Here is a 20,576-nt window from a genome sequence, read left to right as displayed (position 1 = left end):
ATTGATTGCCTATCATCCTAAACATAATGATAGGCTTAGATATAAAAGTGGTATTTGGGCAAACAACAGCATTAAACAGCAGTCGTTTATCTTTCACAGAAATCGAATTCTGCGGCAACTCCGCTATCTTAGTTCACTAAAAAATCCATTTACAACCTTAGACCGGAAGCTTTGCGTCCTAACTTTTCAATTAGTTTGCCAAATACAGTCGTTATCATTGAGTCACTACGAGTTAACAGTATGTAACTAAGTAGAAATGACTTGGCTAAATTAGCAACAAAAGACAACGTTGTCAAAAAATAATTCATTTATATTCATTAAGTTACAGAATGTGAATCGGTATTTTTCTGACACCCGTCAAACATTTATCAGCACCTACTGTTATAAACTCGTGCTTGAAACTAAATCTTACCTAGGTATAATGCCCACCTCGCTTCGGGGGAGTAGCTAACTGGATTTCGAGCAATCGTCATCTAGGGTGAACATCAACATACTTGGCAACATGCCATGGTGTTCACAGCAAATCATAGATTTGCCCAGCAAGACCTGAGCACAATGACCGCACCTAGGGGTGGACGGTTTATTGTGCTTATGTCATAACCACCCCTAAAGGATCACACTTGGAAGCCCTACTTGCCTCAACCTTTACGGTTGCTATCGCCGAAATTGGTGATAAAACTCAATTACTTGCACTAATCCTCGCCGCAAGATTTAAAAATAAAACCGCCATTATTTTAGGTATTTTGCTGTCGACATTATTTAACCATTTTGCCGCAGCTTGGATTGGCCAATGGGCGATTAACTGGGTAAGCCCAGATCTGGCACGTTATTTAGTGGCTGCGTCATTCTTTGCGATCGCTCTTTGGGTGTTAATCCCCGATAAAGTCGATGCAGAAGAGAGCCGTTTCTATAAAATGGGCCCCTTTCTCGCCACCTTTATCCTGTTTTTTATCGCCGAAATGGGGGATAAAACGCAAATCGCAACTGTGGTATTAGCCGCAAAATACGATTCATTAACTATGGTGGTTGCTGGCACAACCTTAGGCATGCTGCTTGCTAACGTACCCGTAGTGATCGCAGGCCACTTCAGCGCCGAAAAATTGCCTATGTTGTGGATACACCGTGGCTGCGCCGTATTGTTCGCACTCTTAGGCGTAGCAACACTGTTCTTCTAAGAATCGAGGCTGTGGTTTTGCTGCAGAATAAAATTTCTTCACGCAATATTTTATTCTTTTAAACCTAACCGTTTTGCAAGTCGGTGCAAATTACCTGTATCGATTTGCAATATTCTTGCACACGCAGCCCAATTTTGTTGATTCGCGGCTAAAACTTGGCGAATAAGTTGACGCTGATATCTCTCAGTCGCCGCCTTAAGCCCCAGCATAACACTGGAATTATCTTGCGATTGTCGCTCACGACAGGCCGACTCAGACCTAAATGCTAATTCCCTGGCTGGCGTTGCGGCATCTGATGGCCTATCTTCGTCGACTGTTTTATATGCTTGATTCATCAAAGAATCGAGCTGAAAATGTTTATTACTTAAGCTGATGTAAGCCGTTTTTAGCTCGGCTTTCGCCAACACCGCGGCCCTGTGTATCGCATGCTCTAGCTCACGCACATTACCCGGCCATGTGTATTGCTCTAATAACTGCTGCGCTGCGGGTGTGATATTGATATGGGTGAGTCCTAACTTCGCTTTACAACGTTCAAGAAAAAAACCTGTCAGCATGACAATATCTTGCCCACGCTCTCTTAATGGTGCTACGTGGATAGGAAACACGCTCAACCTATGGTAAAGGTCGAAACGAAAACGCCCTTCCGTTGCCTCTTGGTGCAAAATTCGATTAGTAGCGGCAATAATCCGAGTATTAACCTTTAGGCTCTTATCACTGCCCACTCGCTGTAATTCACCGTATTGTAAAACCCTCAATAACTTAGCTTGCAGCCCCAAGGGAAGCTCCCCGATTTCATCTAAAAACAAGGTCCCCTTGTCAGCGAGTTCAAACTTGCCTTGCCTATGACTGATTGCCCCCGTAAATGCCCCTTTTACATGCCCAAATAACTCGCTTTCGGCGACGGACTCCGGCAATGCAGCGCAGTTCAAATAGATAAGTGATTTATCGGCTCTGATCGATTGATTATGTATCGCCGCGGCCACTAACTCCTTACCCACGCCAGTTTCGCCGGTAATTAATACCGATAAATCAGTGCCTGCCACGGCACTTATCTGCTGCTTTAGCGATTGGATCTGTGTGGATTGCCCTATGATCTCCTGCTGACTAGCAGGACGATTGAGCACCTCAGTTCCATTGGAAACTTCAACAACTTGGGATTCTAGCTGTTGCATCAATAACGCAGTATTAAGACTGGCTGCGGCCAGTGCGCTGATCACTCGCAACTCGCTATCACTAAAACCATCAAACTGATGAGGGTTGAAACCATCAATGGTGAGCGCCCCAATTAAGCGATCGTTCGCGATTAGTGGTAAACCAATGCAAGCATGTACATGTAAGTTCGCACTATGATGTGGAATTAAACCATCATACGGATCGGGAAGTTCACTGTCGGCCGGGAAACGAACCACATCGCCAGCACGGGCGATAGCCTCTAATCTCGGATGTTCACTAATTTGAAAGCGCCGCCCTAACACTTCGGCAAAGAGCCCATCTATCGCCAAGGGGACAAATTGCTGCTCCCGAAATGCCAATAATGCCGCAGCATCACAATTGACACGCCGCCTGACCACTGCCAACAAACGCTCAAATCTGTCTTGCGTCGACACGCCGACAGTTAAATCTAAGGCTAACTGAGTTAAATCAGCATGGGCACTCATAGCACATCCACAGTCAAATAAAGTCATATTGACACAGTGTAATGTCAATTTGACTAATATCAAATTGTCATTATGACATCAGCAAGTGATTTAAAATGTTGAAATACGCTAATACCAATAAAAATCAAAACCTTAAAATATTGGCATAGTGAGTGCAATAAGAGATTTAACTAAATAAGCAAGATTTACGTAGCGCATTCATTATTAATTATCACAGGTGTATTTATGACTATTCATGTAAAAAACAATATCCACTGGGTGGGCCAACGCGATTGGGAAGTGCAAGATTTTCATGGTACTGAGTACAAGATAACTAAAGGCACAAGCTACAATAGCTACCTTATCCGTGAAGAAAAAACCGTGTTAATTGATACAGTTGATCATCGGTTTAGCCAGCAATTCTTACAAAATCTTGAAGCTGAAATTAATTTAACCGACATAGACTATATTGTGATGAACCATGCAGAGGAAGACCACTCAGGCGCCCTGACTGCATTAATGGCCAAAATTCCTAACACTCCAATTTACTGCAGTGAAAATGCGGTCGACTCCATTGTAGGACATCACCACCACCCAGAATGGAATTTCATTACCGTAAAGACAGGGGATAGTTTAGCGATAGGCAATGGTAAGCAACTGATATTTATCGAAGCACCTATGTTGCATTGGCCAGATAGCATGATGACATACCTCACCGAAGATGCGGTTTTATTCAGTAACGATGCCTTTGGCCAACACTATTGCGACGAACATTTATTCAATGATGAGGTTGATCAAAATGAATTAATGGAACAATGCCTACGGTACTACTCAAACATTTTAACGCCCTTTAGCAGCCTAGTAACGGCTAAAATTCACGAAGTATTAAGCTTTAATTTACCTGTAGATATGATCGCAACTTCACACGGCATTGTGTGGCGTGATAATCCAGCCCAAATTATTCACCAATATTTAGCTTGGGCCGACGCTTATCAAGAAGACCGCATCACGATTTTCTACGACTCCATGTCCAATAATACTCGCATGATGGCCGACGGTATCGCTCAAGGTATCCATGATGTTGACCCCAATGTAGCGGTAAAAGTGTATAACGTCGCACGTCATGATAAAAACGAAATCCTTGCACAGGCATTTAGGTCAAAAGGTATTTTAGTCGGCTCATCCACCATGAATAATGTGATGATGCCTAAAATTGCCGCCATGCTTGAAGAAATCACGGGCCTGCGTTTTCGCAATAAAAAGGCGGCAGCTTTTGGTAGTTATGGCTGGAATGGCGGCGCAGTCGATAGAATTCACACTCGTTTGATGGATGCTGGTTTTGAAACCTCGGTGGGATTAAAAGTCAAATGGCGTCCCGATCGAGATGCGATGCAAGAATGCCGTCAGCACGGCCAGCGAATCGCGCGAGAATGGGCATTGCGGCCCCTTGATAGCGCTAATAGTCGCTCTATCATTAATCAAGTCATGTCAAAACCTAGCCAAGCCACCACGGCCAGTCAAACAGCTGAAAATACTGCTACTAATAACGTCCCTGTGACAGCACCGATTGCAACAAAAGCGTGCGAATTAAATGATACACAATCAATGGTTTGCACCGTTTGCCAATGGATTTACGACCCTGAAAAAGGAGAACCTAATCAAAATGTCATTGCTGGCACACCTTGGACTCAAGTGGCCGAAGACTTCCTCTGTCCCGAATGTGGCCTAGGTAAAAGCGTTTTCGCTGTCATAAAAAATGAGGTGACTAATGCCTAAGCCAATCGTCATTATCGGCAGTGGATTCGCGGCATATCAGCTAGTCAAAACACTGCGACGTTTAAACCGCGAACAACCGATTACAGTTATCACAGCCGACTCTGGTGACGAATACCATAAACCAGATTTAAGCCATGTGTTTAGCCTTAAAAAAATGGCGTCAGACCTCATAAAATTGACCGCGACTGAATTTGCACATGAACAACAAATTGATGTAATAAATCACTGTGAAGTCATAAAAATAGATAAAGTTCGTCAGGTAGTCTGTTGCCATCAAGGACGCGAAATTGCGTACGAAAAATTAGTGCTTGCCACGGGTGCTCGGCCCTTTATTCCGCCTATAGAGGGGGATGGCGTTGATATCATCCACACAGTTAACAGCTTAATGGAGTATCAAGCCTGCGAAGCAGACATCCATGGTGCGAGGAGAGTACTGGTTATCGGTGCTGGTTTGGTCGGAGTTGAACTGGCAATGGACTTAGCAACTGCAGGTAAGCAAGTATTTTTGGTCGATCCACAAGCGAGCTTAATGCCGAATATGCTACCCGAAATGTTAAACCACAAACTGACCGCTGTACTAAAGCAGCATAACGTCACAGTGCAATTGCAAACCCGAGTCAGCCAACTGCAACACCAAGATGGCAGTATCTCTGTGTGCCTAGATAATGACCAGCGGTTTATTTGTGATGCGGTTATCTGTGCAGCCGGACTGATCCCTAACAGTCAACTTGCCCAGCATGCGGGGCTAGAGGTCAATAAAGGTATCGTCGTTAACGAATGCTTACAAACCAACGATGCCCATATTTATGCGCTAGGTGATTGCGCCCAAATCAACGGCCAAAATAGGGCCTATTTGCAACCTGCGTTACTGAGCGCCAATGCACTGGCGAACACATTACTGAACCAACCGACAGCAGTGAATTTTCCCGCCATGCTCATTAAAGTGAAAACGCCACTGTTACCTATGCAACTCAGCGGTATAACAGTGAATGGCGTCCATCGCTGGCAAGTCGATATTGATGCTCAAGGAAGCTGTATTAAAGCATTCGACGTGGATGAAACATTTATAGGATTTATCGTAACCGAGGATAAAATGCAGCAAGCATTTGGATTGTTAAAGCAGCTAAATAGCCCTAACGCGGCACTCATCGCGGCCTAAGAGCATATTAACGAGAATGTTAATATTATTGTCGCTGATAATAAAAACTGAGTAGAGGCTTTCTACTCAGTTTTATCGTTTCTACTATTATTCAAACATTCGCAACAGCAATAGTTTAAAGACCTAATGCCAGTTTAATACGTTGTCCGTAATCCGCATCGGCTTGAGTAAAATGCGCCACCATACGTTGCTGCACATCTAAACTCGCTTGACTTAATGAACCCGAAATTGTTGCCACTAGGCGCGCTTTCTCAGCTTCAGAGAAGATGCGATACAAATTACCCGCTTGGGTATAATCGTCTTGGTTATAACGACTATAACGCGCCGCTTCACCTTCTAAACGCAATGGTGGTTCGCTAAAGTTTACTGGCTCAACCAAGGCATCAGCAGTGCTGTTCGGGCCATAGTTTGCCGAAGCGTCGCCACCCGTTTGACTGCCATGGTAAGGGCATTGTGTACCCGCCATCGCACCTGCACGTTGATGGTGATTTGCCTTAGCGGCATGCGGGCAATTCACTGGCAATTGGTTGTAGTTAGCACCAATGCGGTAACGCTGCGCATCGGCGTAGGCAAATAAACGCGCTTGTAACATCTTGTCAGGTGAAGCCCCGACGCCTGGGACCAAATTACTAGGTGCCAATGCCACTTGCTCAACTTCAGCAAAGTAGTTTTGTGGCAGACGATTCAGCTCTAATACACCAATCTCAAGTAATGGATAGTCGCTATGCGGCCAAACCTTAGTTAAATCAAATGGATTGATATGGTAAGTATTGGCATCCGCCTCAGGCATAATCTGCACATTAACAGTCCAACGCGGGAAGTTACCATCAGTAATAGCAACCACCATATCGCGCTGCGATGAATCGGGATCAATCCCTTTTAATTTATCAGCCTGTTCATTGGTTAAGTTGACCACGCCTTGCTGCGATTTAAAGTGGAACTTCACCCAGAAACGCTCGCCCTTGGCATTCCACAGCGAGAAAGTGTGTGAACCATAACCGTGCATTTGACGGTAGTTCGCTGGAATACCGCGATCCGACATCAAAATGGTCACTTGATGCATAGCTTCAGGATTCAATGACCAAAAGTCCCACATAGCCTGCGGATCTTTTAAGTTTGTCTTAGGATTACGCTTTTGCGTATGGATAAAGTCTGGAAACTTAATCCCATCTCGCAAGAAAAAGGTCGGCGTATTGTTACCCACGATATCGTGATTACCACGGGCAGTATAAAAACGTAAACCAAAGCCACGTGGATCGCGCTCTGCGTCGGCAGAACCCATTTCTCCACCTACGGTTGAGAAACGAATAAAGGTTTCGGTTTGCTTACCAACACCATTGAAATGGTCGGCAATGGTATAATCGCTTAAATCTTTAGTCAGGGTAAAGGTGCCGTAAACCCCAGTACCTTTGGCATGCACGATACGCTCAGGAATACGCTCACGGTTGAAATGGGCTAACTTTTCAATTAAATGCCAATCCTGTAATAGCAGAGGACCACGCTCACCCGCCGACAGTGAGTTTTGATCGTCGGCCACTGGGGCGCCGTTTTGACTGGTTAAGTACTGACTTGTTTGATGTTGTTGACTCATGCCCTGCTCCTTAGTCTTGATTGCTGGTTAACCAGGTTTCAATTAAATCGTAAATGGTGGCCATGGTTATCTCCTTGGCTGGCGACGTGTTGTCGATAGAGCAAGAATAGAGAATTACCACTTGAGAATAAAACGATTAAACTAGATTCATACAATCTAAAAAAAAGATTAAAGATAAGTTTGGCAAGACAGTTAATGAATTACACGGACTCACAGCCAATGGTCCGCTCACATCACTTAAGATGCTGTTGAAAAACCAAATAGCTGCTCAGGACAATGGAGCGAAGTGCGGTGCAAGAAAGCGGAGTTAAGCTGATACACTGCCATTAACTGCTGGATAAGTCGGCTTCACGATAAAGCTTAACCAAATAATAAGTGTCAATCAGCACGATAAAAAAGTTTACTAAGGCAACAGGATAAGCCCCAATTGCCACACCGTAGGCCACAAATAAAGCCGCACCAATGAGATTCCACCAGCGCAGTTTCTTAATGTTTGACATCATCAGTGATATTGCAACGACCACTGAAGCTAAATAACCAACCCATTCCCAAATTGTAGCGTTATCCATATCCAATCCTTATCTATATATTATTTAAATCAAACGATTGATACGCCATTCACACCACAGGTAATAAGCTGGCTCATTGCATTTAGCGTTTAACGACAGCCGCCGTCATCCGTGAAATACAAGTCAGTTCACCCGCGCTGTTGTGGATTAAAATCTCCCATACAGAGCTGCGCTTCCCTAAGTGGATAGGCTTAGCCGTGGCGGTTAATACCCCATTACGGGAAGCCCGTAAGTGGTTAGCGTTAATTTCTTGACCGACACAATAGTACTGCTCAAAATCCACCGCGAAATTTGCCGCATAGCTGGCAACGGTTTCAGCAAGCGCGACATTCGCGCCACCATGCACTATGCCCAAAGGGTTATGCACCGCCGGACTGGCTGGCATAGTGGCCTTCATGTAATCGTCGCCAATCTCACTGATCTCAATTCCTAAAGTCTGCATCAAGGTGCCTTTGCCACCCATACCGGCGTCTAAACGCGCGCAATCCTCTAACGTTACAGCTCTAAACCAAATACTCATTGCAACTTCCTAGTCAATAAAACCAATCAGCAGTTTACTGTGAAGTGGATGAAGTTCAACTAGTTTACTCTCAGCTGGTCACATCAATATCGGCAAAAATAAGGCTCAAACTAACCAAGATTTAGTGGTACTTAGCTGACTAAACCAGACAAGAAATAATCCCCACACCACGACTACACTTGGCATAATTAACGCGTCAGCTCCTAGCACCACAGCCGCTTGCTGAATGCAAAATACATAGGTCATTTGCAACAAAATAGCGATAAGCGAGGCGACCAGCACTTTATAAGCAATTAATTTTCTGAATAACAATAATAGACATCCTAGAACCCCTGAAACCACGGCAAAGCCAAACACAGCATCGACCCAAATTGGCGTCGTTTCATAGAGTTTAATTTGATCTGGGCTCATCTGTGCGAGTGCATCTGGCGTCATAGTCATTTGCATCACAAAAGCCATCAGCCCCATGATATTCCACAACAAACTGAGCGTTGCGACAAAGTAAAACCACAGTGGCGCCTTGATATTCATGGTTTTCAGCGGATTTGAGGTGGTATCCATACTCACTCCTAATAAAAACTGAAAAAAAGAGATAAAAAAGGGATGGTTAACCATCCCTTTGTTTCAGTCTAGCTCACAAATTGCACTTGTGAGTTAACCCCATATACAGGTTAACGGCGACGACGCTGCAAACCAAACAAGGACATCAGTGCTAAACCTAAATAACCTAAAGCACCGCCATCATCTTTAGGCTTTGGCTCAGGTTTTGGCGGCACTACTGGCGCAGGATAACTTAAAGCAACAATCACAGGATCATGATCCGATGCAGAAAAAGCATTTTCAGATTTAACCAGATCACCAGAGAACTTCTTACCGTATTCAAACAGGCTAGATTCCACTGAGTTGATATGCCAATCTTCAATATCCACTAAACGTTTGGCTAGGCACTCCCGATAATGTCGACAACAGCACCATCTTTGACCAGTGCGACAGCGTCCTCACCATTAAAATGGATTGCACTACCATTAATCGCATCGACATCAGAAGCCAAACCTAAAACATCACTTGGATTTTTAATGGCCTTTAACTTTTTGGCACCGATAGTCTGACCATCTAATAACGCTATATCTGTTACAACTGTACTGCCATTTTTATATTGAACTAGCTTATAGCCTTTCCAATTAACTGCTGCAGTGCCATTATTATAAATTTCAATCGCTTTATTATTTGAGCTACCTTCAACATATTCGGTGATCATCACATCTGCGTTTGCCATCATAGGCAAAGCCGCTGCAACAGCTAAAGAAATAGCCGTTAATTCATTAACATTATCCACGTCACCAATCAATTACCACAACATTTACGCTAACCTATATTAACGTGAAAACGGATTATTTCAGAGTTGAATGCGTAAAAAAAGAGGGCAAGATCGCACATTGCCAATGTAACACATTGATGAGTAAATAATTATAGATACCTCACTGTTCACCTAACAGAACAAGATGGTAAATCAAAAGTATTAGCCATGTAAAAACAAACAGTAAGAGCAATACACATAAGCTCAAAGCACTTAGTGCCATGCTTAAATAATAATCAATATTTAAATGTGATATTTTGATGATATTATTCGGTATGCAACACTCAATAAAATATAAGGAACACGGGTCCTTAAAAGGTAATGGATATAATTAAAACTTAATTTAGCATTCATTATTTTGAAATAAACATAACAGTCAAACTGCTAAAGTGGATGATTTATACCCTTGGTTATTGCAGCAGATTAATATTGATGATGGGTATAAAAATGAAACATAGAACCAGTCTGAGAACCAACGGCTGTAAGATAGTGAGCTCAATATTAAAACAATAATGCGAATTTTACAGACAAAAAAATACCGCTCATTATAGGAGCGGTATTTTCAATTGCGGCGTATTACACGTCGCAGCTAATCAATTACTTTTTAGCAGGTTCAGCTACTGGCGCCGCAGAAGCTTTCTCGATTGATTTCAACTCAACTTCGAAAATCAACGTAGAGTTTGGTGGAATAGTACCAGTATCACGTACGCCATAGGCTAATTCCGATGGGATCACAAACTTGTACTTAGCGCCAACAGGCATTAATTGCACGCCTTCAGTCCAACCTGGAATAACGCGATTCAAAGGGAACTTAGCTGCTTCGCCGCGTTTATAAGAACTATCAAACTCAGTACCATCAAGTAAAGTACCGACATAATCCACTTCTACAGTGTCTTCTGCGGCAGGCTTTTCACCCGTGCCTGGAGTTAATACTTCATATTGTAAGCCAGACTCAGTTGTCACTACACCAGGCTTAACCTTGTTTTCTTCAAGGAATTTTTTACCATCTTCGATATTTTTCGCAGAAATCGCTGTTGCTTGTTCCTGACGTTTATCGTTTAACTTTTTATCTAGACCTTGAAGAATGGTTTGCATTTCTTCTTCGGTTAAACTTAATTGGTCATTCAGACCATTAGTGAAACCAGTGACGATCAGAGTGCGATCAACTGGCAGGCCTAATTCTTCTTGCTCTTTGATATGGCCAGACATATAACGACCGATTGAAGCGCCTACACTGTAAGCTTCTTTTTGAGCTTCAGTCGTTAATTCAACATTTGTACTCGTAGCTGCTTTTTCTTCTTGATTACAAGCAGATAGGCCAATAACAGCCAATGCAACTAACGATAATTTATAAATCGATTTCATTAAAGCTTCCTCAGCATCCTCAAGCGGTTACAATAACCTAAGCGTGACAACTTTATACTAGTTATCTCGGTTATACCAACTAGATTCTTTATGGGTTAACAGTGATTAATGTCACTTGATCAAGTCTAAAGACAACAACTTAGGGAGCAAGTTCATGAAGAAAAATCTACTGCTGGTAATTTGCACAGTTTTTCTAATCGCTTGCCACCCCAAAGCAGAAGATATCAGTGTTCTCACAACAGAGCCCAGCTATAGCGCGAGCCTATCAAGTAATGGGCAATTCGCCTTAGTTGCCACTCAAAGTAGTGGAGTTCAATGTTGGGATCTCAGCACCCACACCCTCAAATACCAATGGATACATGGCGATATTAATACTGGCGTCACAGGTACGGCGATTTCTCCCAACGGGATATTTGCAGCATCCTTAAGCAGAGATTCAGTTGCTATGTGGAAAATAGCCGACGGTAAGCCTTTGGGCTGGTGGTCCTTACCTTCATCCGGTGAAAGTGTCGCGGTAGCCGATAATGGCGCACTACTTATTGGTTTAAATGATGGTTCAGTCATGTCGCTTAATGCCGAAAAATCTGCCTTAATCAAGTTTCTTGGACATAAAGAGCGCGTCAATAGTGTAGCCCTCTCTGCTGATGGCCGATTAGCATTAACGGGGTCAAATGATATGCAGGCGATTCTCTGGCAGGCACAAACTGGCCAACCGCTTCATACGTGGACACTCGGCAGCCGTATAACCAAAGTGGCACTCAACGACAGTGGTAGTTTAAGTTTTACCAATGGCAGCACAGATGAAGCAAAAATCTGGGATAACACAAGCGGTAAGCTGTTAAATAAGCTGGATATTACCCGTCGCCAAATGAACTTTTCAGCGGTGAGGTTTATCAAACAAGACAGCCAGCTATTAACAGGTACGCCAGCTCGGGAAGTTATACTCTGGCAACGTGACTCGGGTAAACAAATTGAAAAATGGCAGGTTGCACTCACTAAAAACAGCCAAAATCGAGGAGCCGTTGTATACTCGGTGGCAATTCGAGATACCAATAAAGTCGTTAGTATCAGTAGCCAAGGCTTAGTTGAAACTTGGCAGAAATAGAGGTTAGCCATGCAAGGCGTACAAGCACAGATTGAAGATCTAGAAACCAAATTGGCTTTTCAAGAGCTCACAGTCGAAGAATTAAACCAAGAGGTCATCAAATTAAATCGACTGGTGGCTCACCTGCAACACCAAATTCACATGTTAATTGGTAAGTTGCAGGACATGGAACCAAGTAATATGGCGACTCAGGCTGAAGAAACGCCACCACCACATTATTAACACTGATGCTTTAGATGTTAACTTTGATTAAAAAAACAGTTACTGCAAAATATCCAGGGAATGCGATGTTTAAACATTTAATGCCAAAAGAAACCCCAACTCTATTACCCATAGCGTTAGTGGGTGAACCCATTCTAAGGCAGACTGCAATCACAGTGCACCATTTCGATGCAGAGCTCGTGCATCTTGCCGAGCAAATGTCTGCCAGCATGGACGCTGCCAATGGCGTTGGTATCGCAGCCCCCCAAGTTCACAGCCCTTTAGCCTTATTCATTATGGCTTCTCGCCCTAATGAGCGTTATCCCGACGCGCCTAATATGGCGCCTGTGGTCGTGGTTAATCCGCAAATCATTAATGCATCAAGCGAGTTGGTCAGCGGAGAAGAAGGCTGCTTATCTGTACCGGGGCAAAGATTTACGATACAAAGACATCAAGCCATTGAAGTACGCTATCAAAATTTACAAGGCGAGTGGCAACAAACCGAATTAACGGGCTTTATTGCACGGATTTTTCAACATGAATTTGATCACCTTCAAGGGATCACATTACTCGAGCGTTCACTTATGCCAGAACAGACTCAGGCGATTTCAGCCCAATCCATCAAAAAAGGTGAAGCGCAATAATGAAACTGTCCTTCGTTACATCTTTTTCTCGCGCATTTATTGCACCAACCTTGGCAATGGGATTGGTTTTAAACTTATCTGGCTGCGCTTATAACAGTATTTTCATTAATTATCCTGCGCAGATTGAACCACTCAAACAAGAGCTTAATAGTGCGACTCCCATGGCCGATATCGACAAACTTGCCAGCAATATCAATGGCAATGACGGCTTACTCTATGCCCAAGAAGCGGGACGAATTGCTCAAGTCGCCGGCGATTTTGCTGCCAGTAAAAAATATTATCAGCAAGCAGTAGATGCTTATACCGCCTTTGATGATAAGGCCAAAGTCAGCATTAGTGACATTGGCGCAACAGCCAGCAGCTTAGTGTTAAACGACAATGCGATTCCGTACCGAGGCCCAGGGTATGAACGCATCATGCTGCACCAATACCAAGCTCTTAACTATTTGTTTAGTGGCGACTATCAGGGGGCTCTCGTCGAAGTTCGTCGCAGTAACGAACTACAGAGCAGCGAGCAAGAACGCTATCAAAAATCACAAAAGTCAGTTCAAGCCATGGCAAACGGCACCATAGATGCCGAGGTTAACAAACTAGGACAAGCCGCGGGCACAGTCACCAGTTCTTTCTTAAACGCTTACAGTTATTATACGACTGGCGTACTGCACGAAGTGCTGGGTGAGCCGAACGATGCCTATATCGATTATCGTAAAGCAGCACAAATCACTCCAGATAACACCTATTTACAGCAAGATCTGGTCCGTCTCGCCAAGCAACTCGGCATGCCACAATATGATGAGTTTAAGCGCCGTTGGGGCGATGCTAAGTTGCCCAATCCCAAAGATGGTCAAGTAATTTTGATGGTCGAGCGCGGCTTTGTGCCAGCAAAACAAGCTCTCACTGTACCTTTTACTATCCATGGTAACTGGCAGACAGTGTCACTCGCTACCTACATGCCAAACAATACTTTTGTGCCAGAGACGCAAGTGCAAGGTTTAGGTACAGTGCTGAAAACTGAACCTATTGCCAATATCGATGCCTTAGCCATCACAGCACTCAAGGAAGATCTGCCCGCGACGCTAGTCCGTCAAGTCGCTAGAGTCTATGCTAAATCTGAGATGGCCTATCAGATTGAGAAGAGTGGCAAACCAGGGAACAATGCGGCCGATATTGGCAGTATAGCGATGCAGATTTTTAACGTAGTAACAGAACAAGCGGATCGTCGTAGTTGGCTGACGCTCCCTAAACAAGCACAGATCGGGCGGCGTTATTTGAGTGCAGGTGAATACACTTTGCAGTTAGACAAAGCGCCACCGGCTAAAATTGATGTTGCAGCAGGCAAAACCACCTTAGTCTGGGCAATTGATACTGGTAATTACACCCGAATTTATTCAATAATCATTTAGCCTAGCGGTTGTGGTATTTGAATAAGACGTGTGTCATTAAGTTTATACAATCACAAAATGGAACTGACTATGAAACAATTTAAACTGATTTTTGTACTGGCTGCCGTTATGGGTCTAGCTGCATGTCAATCTAAAGTCGAATATGGCGATGCCACAGAAGTTGAAACCGTCAATGAGAACTTTGGCTCGACGGATCTACAAGCTATTGCAGCCAAGATGGTGGATAGCATGATGACTTTCCCTCCTATCGTGGCAATAACTGCCAATGACCGCCCGATTTTATTTGTTGACAGCATCAAAAACAAAACCTCAGAACATATCGACACTGAGTCTGTCACTGACTCTATCAGTAACAAATTATTGCGCTCAGGCAAGTTCCGTTTTATCGACATGACTAAAGTAGATTCAGTCCGTAAACAACTGGATTACCAAAACAACACTGGCATGGTTGACCCATCAACCGCCATCAAGTTTGGTCGCCAAATTGGCGCTCAATACATGTTATATGGCAATTTATCTAGCATAGTGAAGCAAGACGGTAGCACTAAAGACGTCTACTATAAGATGACAATGCGTTTAATGGATTTAGAAACAGGCCTTATCGAATGGTCTGATGAAAAAGAAATCCGTAAGATGAAGTCTAAGTCTTTCTTAGGCATGTAATTGTCCTATTGGCACTTAATTCTGCCAAACAGTAATCTCAAGAAGCCAGCGTTAACGCTGGCTTTTTTTTACATTTTTAACATTGGTAATCCAAGGTAAATAAGGTAGTGTACTCGGCCAAAATACACTGCGATGATGATACTCAAAATTGGTGCTGGCGCGAGGGATAATTTGCCACAAAGGCAAACCTACACACACGATATTGAATGCAAACATCCAAGCAGAAAACAAAACAAATCGTTGAAGGATTTAAGTTGTGAACTTGTTTAAAGCCAGTCTCGTTGCCCTTACCTGCGGCACATTAATGTCGTGTGCAACCCAAAGTACACTCAATACGGGTCCACGTGATGCTAGCGCTTATATTAGCCAATATCAGGCTGCGCTTCGCTCGCAGGTCATCTCCAATATTCACTATGACTTGGATTTTCAGCTCACAGGGGACGCCGAGTTTTCCGCCACCTCCAAAGTGACATTTCAATTAAGTGAAGTGCCAAAACAACTGAGCTTAGATTTAAACAAGGCGCAGATAAAACGCTTTATCATCAACGGTACCGCCGTATACCCCAATTACAATGGCGCTTACATCAGCTTAAATACGCGTTTGCTCACCTCAGGTGAAAATACCATTGAAGTGCAATTTAGCCGTGCCCACAGCACCAATGGTGAAGGTTTACACCGTTTTAAAGATCCAATCGATGGCAAGGTCTACCTCTACTCTCATTTTGAACCCGCTGCAGCTCAGCAGATGTTCGCAGTATTCGACCAACCGGATCTCAAGGCTAACTATCAAATTACGGTAACTGCGCCCAAAGACTGGCAAGTCATTAGCTCGATGCGTGAAAGCCAAATCACCCCAGCGGGTGCTTACAATCGTTGGACTTTCCCACAAACACCTAAGCTAAGCCCATATAACTTTTCAATGCACGCGGGCCCTTATCACATGTGGCAAGACAACTCAGGCCGCTATCCTATGCGCCTGTTCGCCCGTCAATCCGTTGCTAACCAAGTCACGGAGCAAGATTGGTTTACCTATACGAAACAAGGATTAACTTTTTTCGATAATTACTTTGGTATTCCTTATCCCTTTAAGAAATACGATCAAATTCTAGTGCCAGACTTCCTTTATGGCGCGATGGAAAACGCGGGCGCAGTGACCTTTTCCGAAGATATCTTCCTTCATAAAGCAGCTATGACAGCGGATCAGAAGCAAAATCTTGCGGGCGTGATCATGCACGAAATGGCGCACCAGTGGTTTGGCGATCTCGTCACCATGAAATGGTGGAATGGCTTGTGGTTAAATGAAAGTTTTGCTTCATTTATGGGCACACTTGCGACTCAAGAAGCCACAGAGTTCACCAATGCTTGGCGTACCTTCTACGCTAAAGGTAAGCAAAAAGCCTATGAGCAAGACAGCTTAGTCACCACGCACCCCATTGAAGTACCCGTAGCAACAACCCAGAACGCCTTCGACAATATCGATGCTATCACTTACCAAAAAGGCGCATCAACGCTGAAACAATTACGCCATTTACTCGGGGACATGGTGTTTCGTCGTGGCGTCAGTAACTATTTAAAACAATACAGTTATCAAAACGCTGAGTTAGACGATTTTATCAATAGCCTAGGGAAAGCCGCTGGCCGCGATTTAAGTGCATGGACTCAAGAATGGCTCTACAGCGCGGGCGTTAACACCATCAAGGCGGAATATCGTTGTGAGGGCAACCGAATCAGCGAATTTAGCCTACGACAGCTCCCTGCAAGCGCAGAGCTACCCACATTACGTGAACAAAAAGTCCAAGTGGCTTTATTTACCCAAGGTCGCTTTGATCTGCGAAATGACATTACAGTGCCAGTGACTTACAAAGGCGAGCGTACTGAAGTTAAACAACTGATTGGTGAGCGCTGCCCAGACCTAGTCTATCCAAACTTTGATGATTGGGGCTTTGTGAAAGTCGAGCTTGATGACAAGTCATTTAATACCGCAAAACAACAACTGAGTAATATTTCCGATCCACTACTGCGATCTATGCTGTGGCAAAGTCTGTGGGACAGCGTCCGCGAAGGTAAATTGAGCTTAGATCAATACCTAAGCACAGTGTTTGTTAACGCGCCTGCTGAGACGGACTACACGATTGTTGGTCAGATCATCGATAGCATGTTGCGCTCAAAGGAATATCTCGCGCAGATCGCCCCTATTCAGCAAAACTACGCTGAAAATGCAATTAAAGGCTTAAGCCAAATGAGTCTGAGAAAAGCAATGGAAAATAAAGGCGATAATGACTTCCAACGGATCTGGTTCAATGCGTATGTCAGTTTAGCAAGCGACAGAGATTCACTGCGTCATTTAGCACAACTCATTGACGGTGAAACAAAAATAAAGGGATTAACCTTAGACCAAGATTTACGATGGGCAATCATCACCCAGCTTAATCGCTATGATTTTCCTAACGCGCTGCAGCGCTTAACCAAAGAGGCCACCAAGGATAATTCAGACTCTGGTGAAAAAGCGGCACTTGCGGCACAAGTGATCCGCCCTGAAGCGGCCGCAAAACGTCGTTGGTTAAGTAAAGTCCATCTAGACAGCCTGCCTTTCTCCAAACAGCGGATTATTATGCAAAATCTTTATCCTGCTGAGCAAAAACTATTAAGCGCAGCTACAGCGGAAGAGCGTCTGGCGAGCTTAATGGATATGGACAAAAAAGGGCCAGTATTTATGCGTAATTATAGCCATTTCCTCATCCCAACCGATTGTAATTACACTAGCATAGCGGCATTGGACAAAGTACTTGATCGCCAAACTGGGCTATCTAACCTTACCCGCCGTAATCTACTGGAAACCCGTCAAATAGAGCAGCGTTGTGTGCTGATCAAAAATAAGATGACTCACTAATATTAAGGTCATTTTAAAATTAACAAGGGGCTCCTAGGAGTCCCTTTTTTATGTTCTGTTACAGATGAGTCTTAAACTTGAACCAGCACACAAGATGCTACCCGCGCGAAATTATGCTCACTAACCTTTGATATAAACAAGCCAGCATTCTGAATAATGAATTAATCACACTCACAACCAGTGACATATTTAATTAAATTGTTAGCTTGAGCTTATGTGTTTTAACGGCTTACTGACGATAACCAATGTTATTTATCACCTGTAAAATATTATTCATCTCTTCAGTTTAGTCTACTAAGTTCCATCAGCTCATCAAATAAACAACCGCTGACGCAATCGTTATTGATATAAAAATCATGTAATTATTAAATTCATAAATTATGGGCGTCACTTCTAAATTTATTACTATAATTCTTCAATGATTTAATGTTTTGCCCCGTACTGCCGCTATACTAAAACAACGTTAGAGAGCTAACGGAATATAAAGGATATAGATTATGCGATCGACACTCAAAACACGGCTGCTGTTCAGCAGTCTTTCCGCTGTACTGATCACTATTGCTGTACTCGTAAGTATCTCTAGTTATTTCATTAGAAATAATGCGTTAGAAAACACTCAACATGAAATTGACCAACTAGCGATTACCTTTTCATCCGGCATAGGTCAGTGGATGCAAGACAGAAAAATGGCCATTACCAGCCTAAAACAAGTCGTTGAAGCCGATCCGAGTACAAACGTTACCCCTCATTTGCTGCAAGCGCATACTGCGGTTGACTTTGCCCTCACTTACTATGGCGACGAACAAGGCAACATGTATCGCCAAGATCCGTCGCTAAATACCGCGAATTATGATCCCCGCGTTCGCCCTTGGTATATGGACGCTAAAGCTGCCGGTAAAATGATCATGACGGCGCCCTACGTCAGCGCCACACTGAAAAAACAAGTCGTGACCATTGCCGAACCTGTAATGAGTTCTGGCCGATTGATAGGCGTTGCCGCAGCGAACTTAACCATAGATCAGCTAACCGATGCGGTGCAGCGCCTCGTAGTGCCGGGCGAAGGTTATACTCTGATGGTCGATAATGCAGGGCTCATTATTAGTCATCCCAATAGCCAGCTAAATACTCAACAACTCACTAAAATTGATAGTGATTTTAGTAATAGCTGGTTATCACAGCGCACTAATGCCAATACGATGGAAGAGCGAAACCTCGATGGTGCCACTAAGTTAGTCTATGTTGCGGCAATACCCTCAACAGACTGGGCGCTGATTTTCGTAATGGATAAGCAAGAAATCATGTCACAGGCAACCGATCTTGCTTGGTGGATGTCTGCCGTAGGTGTTGCACTATTGGTGCTGTTTGGTTTGATTTTAATCGCCATCTTTAAAATTCAATTCAAAGATCTCGAACGCGTTGCCCAAGCACTCAATGATATTGCCGAGGGCGATGGCGATCTCACTGTGCGCATTCATACTGCCAACAGTCACGATGAAATTGGTATGTTAGCTTCGGGGTTTAACCGCTTTGTAGAACGTCTACACGGTATGATTTCCCGCATGCACAAGATTGCGGGTCAATTGGAATATCAAGCCAAAGGAAGTAGTGCGTCGGCAACGGATAACAGCCAGCGCATTGAAGTACAGCAAGATGAAGTGACTATGGTTGCCACTGCGGTGACCGAAATGGCCAGCGCCACCGAGGAAATTGCCAGTAATGCTGAGCATACAGCTCAGACAGCTCAAAATGCGGTCGGACTTTCAAACCATGGCCATAAACAGGTAATGCAAAGCCAGCAATCTATCCGTAATTTAGCCAGTGAAGTCGAAACTGCAGGGCGAATTATCGGTGAACTGAACGAGCACTCACAAAAGATCAACAGCATTTTGTTGACCATTAGTGGCATCGCAGAGCAAACCAACTTACTTGCACTCAATGCAGCCATTGAGGCGGCACGTGCAGGAGAACAAGGTCGTGGCTTCGCTGTAGTTGCTGATGAGGTGCGTGTACTGTCACAACGTACGCATTCATCGACACAAGAAATTCAAGCGATGATCGAAACCCTACAACAAACCGCAGGCAAAGCCGTTAAGTCTATGACTCAAAGTCATGAAATGGCAGAAACCAGTGTGGCCGATGCTAATTCAGCCAGCGAAAGTCTGTTGCAAATCAGCAAAGCCATTAATGATATTTCAGATATGGCGAGCCAAATTGCCACAGCAGCCGAGGAGCAAACCTCAGTCACCAGCGAAATCAACCGTAATACAGAGTCGATTCGTGAAGTGTCAGAGAATCTCTCGATTGAGGCACAAACGTCTATGGTCCAAGCTCAAGAGCTCGCCCATTTAGCCGCATCATTGCAGCAGGAAGTTAATCGCTTCAAACTGTAATCAAAAGCCTTATTTTATATAAAGATTACATCAACAGTTCCATACAATAATGCCCGCAAGTGTCAGTGACATTTGCGGGCATTTCTTTACATATTATTTCTTCAAAGACTTACAATGGCTTACCTAAAGCA

Annotated in this window: 17 protein-coding genes, 1 pseudogene and 1 riboswitch; of the genes and pseudogenes, 10 read left to right on the top strand and 8 right to left on the bottom strand. The window is 43.8% G+C overall.

What is annotated here, in order from left to right:
- Positions 1 to 110: 110 nt before the first annotated feature.
- A riboswitch (cyclic di-GMP riboswitch) is annotated at positions 111 to 210 on the bottom strand.
- A gap of 410 nt (positions 211 to 620) precedes the next feature.
- On the top strand, positions 621 to 1,175 hold the full coding sequence (locus tag L5L97_RS03655) for a TMEM165/GDT1 family protein (RefSeq protein WP_131524629.1): 555 nt from the start codon (positions 621 to 623) through the stop codon (positions 1,173 to 1,175).
- Positions 1,176 to 1,225: 50 nt separating this feature from the next.
- Here L5L97_RS03655 and norR read toward each other — a convergent pair whose 3' ends face one another.
- Positions 1,226 to 2,833 (bottom strand): nitric oxide reductase transcriptional regulator NorR, encoded by a 1,608-nt coding sequence (norR, locus tag L5L97_RS03650; RefSeq protein ID WP_263183300.1) that lies wholly within the window; start codon positions 2,831 to 2,833, stop codon positions 1,226 to 1,228.
- Positions 2,834 to 3,058: 225 nt separating this feature from the next.
- Between norR and norV the strand changes: the two genes are divergently transcribed.
- Both norV and norW read left to right on the top strand, forming a co-directional pair.
- Positions 3,059 to 4,588, top strand: a complete 1,530-nt coding sequence (norV, locus tag L5L97_RS03645; RefSeq protein ID WP_263183299.1) for an anaerobic nitric oxide reductase flavorubredoxin — start codon at positions 3,059 to 3,061, stop codon at positions 4,586 to 4,588.
- Positions 4,581 to 5,747, top strand: a complete 1,167-nt coding sequence (gene norW / locus L5L97_RS03640; RefSeq protein WP_263183297.1) for an NADH:flavorubredoxin reductase NorW — start codon at positions 4,581 to 4,583, stop codon at positions 5,745 to 5,747. The genes norV and norW overlap by 8 nt, the downstream gene beginning before the upstream one ends.
- A gap of 115 nt (positions 5,748 to 5,862) precedes the next feature.
- Here the strand turns inward: norW and katB are convergent, their stop codons facing one another.
- The 7 genes and pseudogenes from katB to fkpA form a co-directional block, all read right to left on the bottom strand.
- Positions 5,863 to 7,338, bottom strand: a complete 1,476-nt coding sequence (gene katB / locus L5L97_RS03635) for a catalase KatB (RefSeq protein WP_173246491.1) — start codon at positions 7,336 to 7,338, stop codon at positions 5,863 to 5,865.
- Between the two features lie 326 nt (positions 7,339 to 7,664).
- A complete protein-coding gene (locus L5L97_RS03630) occupies positions 7,665 to 7,907 on the bottom strand; it encodes a YgjV family protein (protein WP_028761593.1) in 243 nt (80 codons plus the stop codon).
- Between the two features lie 82 nt (positions 7,908 to 7,989).
- Positions 7,990 to 8,427, bottom strand: a complete 438-nt coding sequence (locus L5L97_RS03625; protein ID WP_028761594.1) for a PaaI family thioesterase — start codon at positions 8,425 to 8,427, stop codon at positions 7,990 to 7,992.
- 105 nt (positions 8,428 to 8,532) lie between these two features.
- The gene (locus L5L97_RS03620) at positions 8,533 to 8,988 is read right to left on the bottom strand and encodes a hypothetical protein (RefSeq protein ID WP_113939851.1); all 456 of its coding nucleotides are present in this window, start codon (positions 8,986 to 8,988) and stop codon (positions 8,533 to 8,535) included.
- A 110-nt stretch (positions 8,989 to 9,098) separates the two neighbouring features.
- Positions 9,099 to 9,371, bottom strand: a pseudogene (locus L5L97_RS22925) (GlyGly-CTERM sorting domain-containing protein); the annotation flags it as partial.
- Positions 9,368 to 9,685 carry a lamin tail domain-containing protein gene (locus L5L97_RS22920; RefSeq protein ID WP_263183309.1) on the bottom strand — a complete coding sequence of 106 codons (318 nt, stop codon included), beginning with the start codon at positions 9,683 to 9,685 and terminating at the stop codon, positions 9,368 to 9,370. The gene L5L97_RS22920 and the pseudogene L5L97_RS22925, both read right to left, overlap by 4 nt.
- Positions 9,686 to 10,381: 696 nt before the next feature.
- A complete protein-coding gene (gene fkpA / locus L5L97_RS03605; protein ID WP_263183296.1) occupies positions 10,382 to 11,149 on the bottom strand; it encodes an FKBP-type peptidyl-prolyl cis-trans isomerase in 768 nt (255 codons plus the stop codon).
- A 154-nt stretch (positions 11,150 to 11,303) separates the two neighbouring features.
- On the opposite strand from fkpA, the gene L5L97_RS03600 reads away from it, so the two are divergent.
- From L5L97_RS03600 to L5L97_RS03570, 7 genes are all read left to right on the top strand, one after another.
- On the top strand, positions 11,304 to 12,254 hold the full coding sequence (locus L5L97_RS03600; protein ID WP_173246498.1) for a WD40 repeat domain-containing protein: 951 nt from the start codon (positions 11,304 to 11,306) through the stop codon (positions 12,252 to 12,254).
- A gap of 9 nt (positions 12,255 to 12,263) precedes the next feature.
- Positions 12,264 to 12,476 carry a SlyX family protein gene (locus L5L97_RS03595; protein ID WP_263183294.1) on the top strand — a complete coding sequence of 71 codons (213 nt, stop codon included), beginning with the start codon at positions 12,264 to 12,266 and terminating at the stop codon, positions 12,474 to 12,476.
- A gap of 65 nt (positions 12,477 to 12,541) precedes the next feature.
- Complete coding sequence (def, locus tag L5L97_RS03590) at positions 12,542 to 13,099, top strand: peptide deformylase (RefSeq protein ID WP_168824914.1); 558 nt, start codon at positions 12,542 to 12,544, stop codon at positions 13,097 to 13,099.
- Positions 13,099 to 14,502: a COG3014 family protein gene (locus L5L97_RS03585; protein ID WP_263183292.1), complete on the top strand. Its 1,404-nt coding sequence runs from the start codon at positions 13,099 to 13,101 to the stop codon at positions 14,500 to 14,502. The genes def and L5L97_RS03585 overlap by 1 nt, the downstream gene beginning before the upstream one ends.
- A gap of 69 nt (positions 14,503 to 14,571) precedes the next feature.
- Positions 14,572 to 15,165: a penicillin-binding protein activator LpoB gene (lpoB, locus tag L5L97_RS03580; RefSeq protein ID WP_173246506.1), complete on the top strand. Its 594-nt coding sequence runs from the start codon at positions 14,572 to 14,574 to the stop codon at positions 15,163 to 15,165.
- Between the two features lie 256 nt (positions 15,166 to 15,421).
- Positions 15,422 to 18,055 (top strand): aminopeptidase N, encoded by a 2,634-nt coding sequence (gene pepN, locus L5L97_RS03575; protein ID WP_263183291.1) that lies wholly within the window; start codon positions 15,422 to 15,424, stop codon positions 18,053 to 18,055.
- 497 nt (positions 18,056 to 18,552) lie between these two features.
- Positions 18,553 to 20,445 carry a methyl-accepting chemotaxis protein gene (locus L5L97_RS03570; protein ID WP_173497344.1) on the top strand — a complete coding sequence of 631 codons (1,893 nt, stop codon included), beginning with the start codon at positions 18,553 to 18,555 and terminating at the stop codon, positions 20,443 to 20,445.
- The last annotated feature ends 131 nt before the right edge of the window (positions 20,446 to 20,576 follow it).

The sequence above is a fragment of the Shewanella sp. SM71 genome (genome assembly GCF_025653905.1).
In the GTDB taxonomy this organism is placed as follows: Bacteria; Pseudomonadota; Gammaproteobacteria; order Enterobacterales; family Shewanellaceae; genus Shewanella; species Shewanella oncorhynchi.
This window is presented reverse-complemented; position numbering and strand designations above follow the sequence as displayed.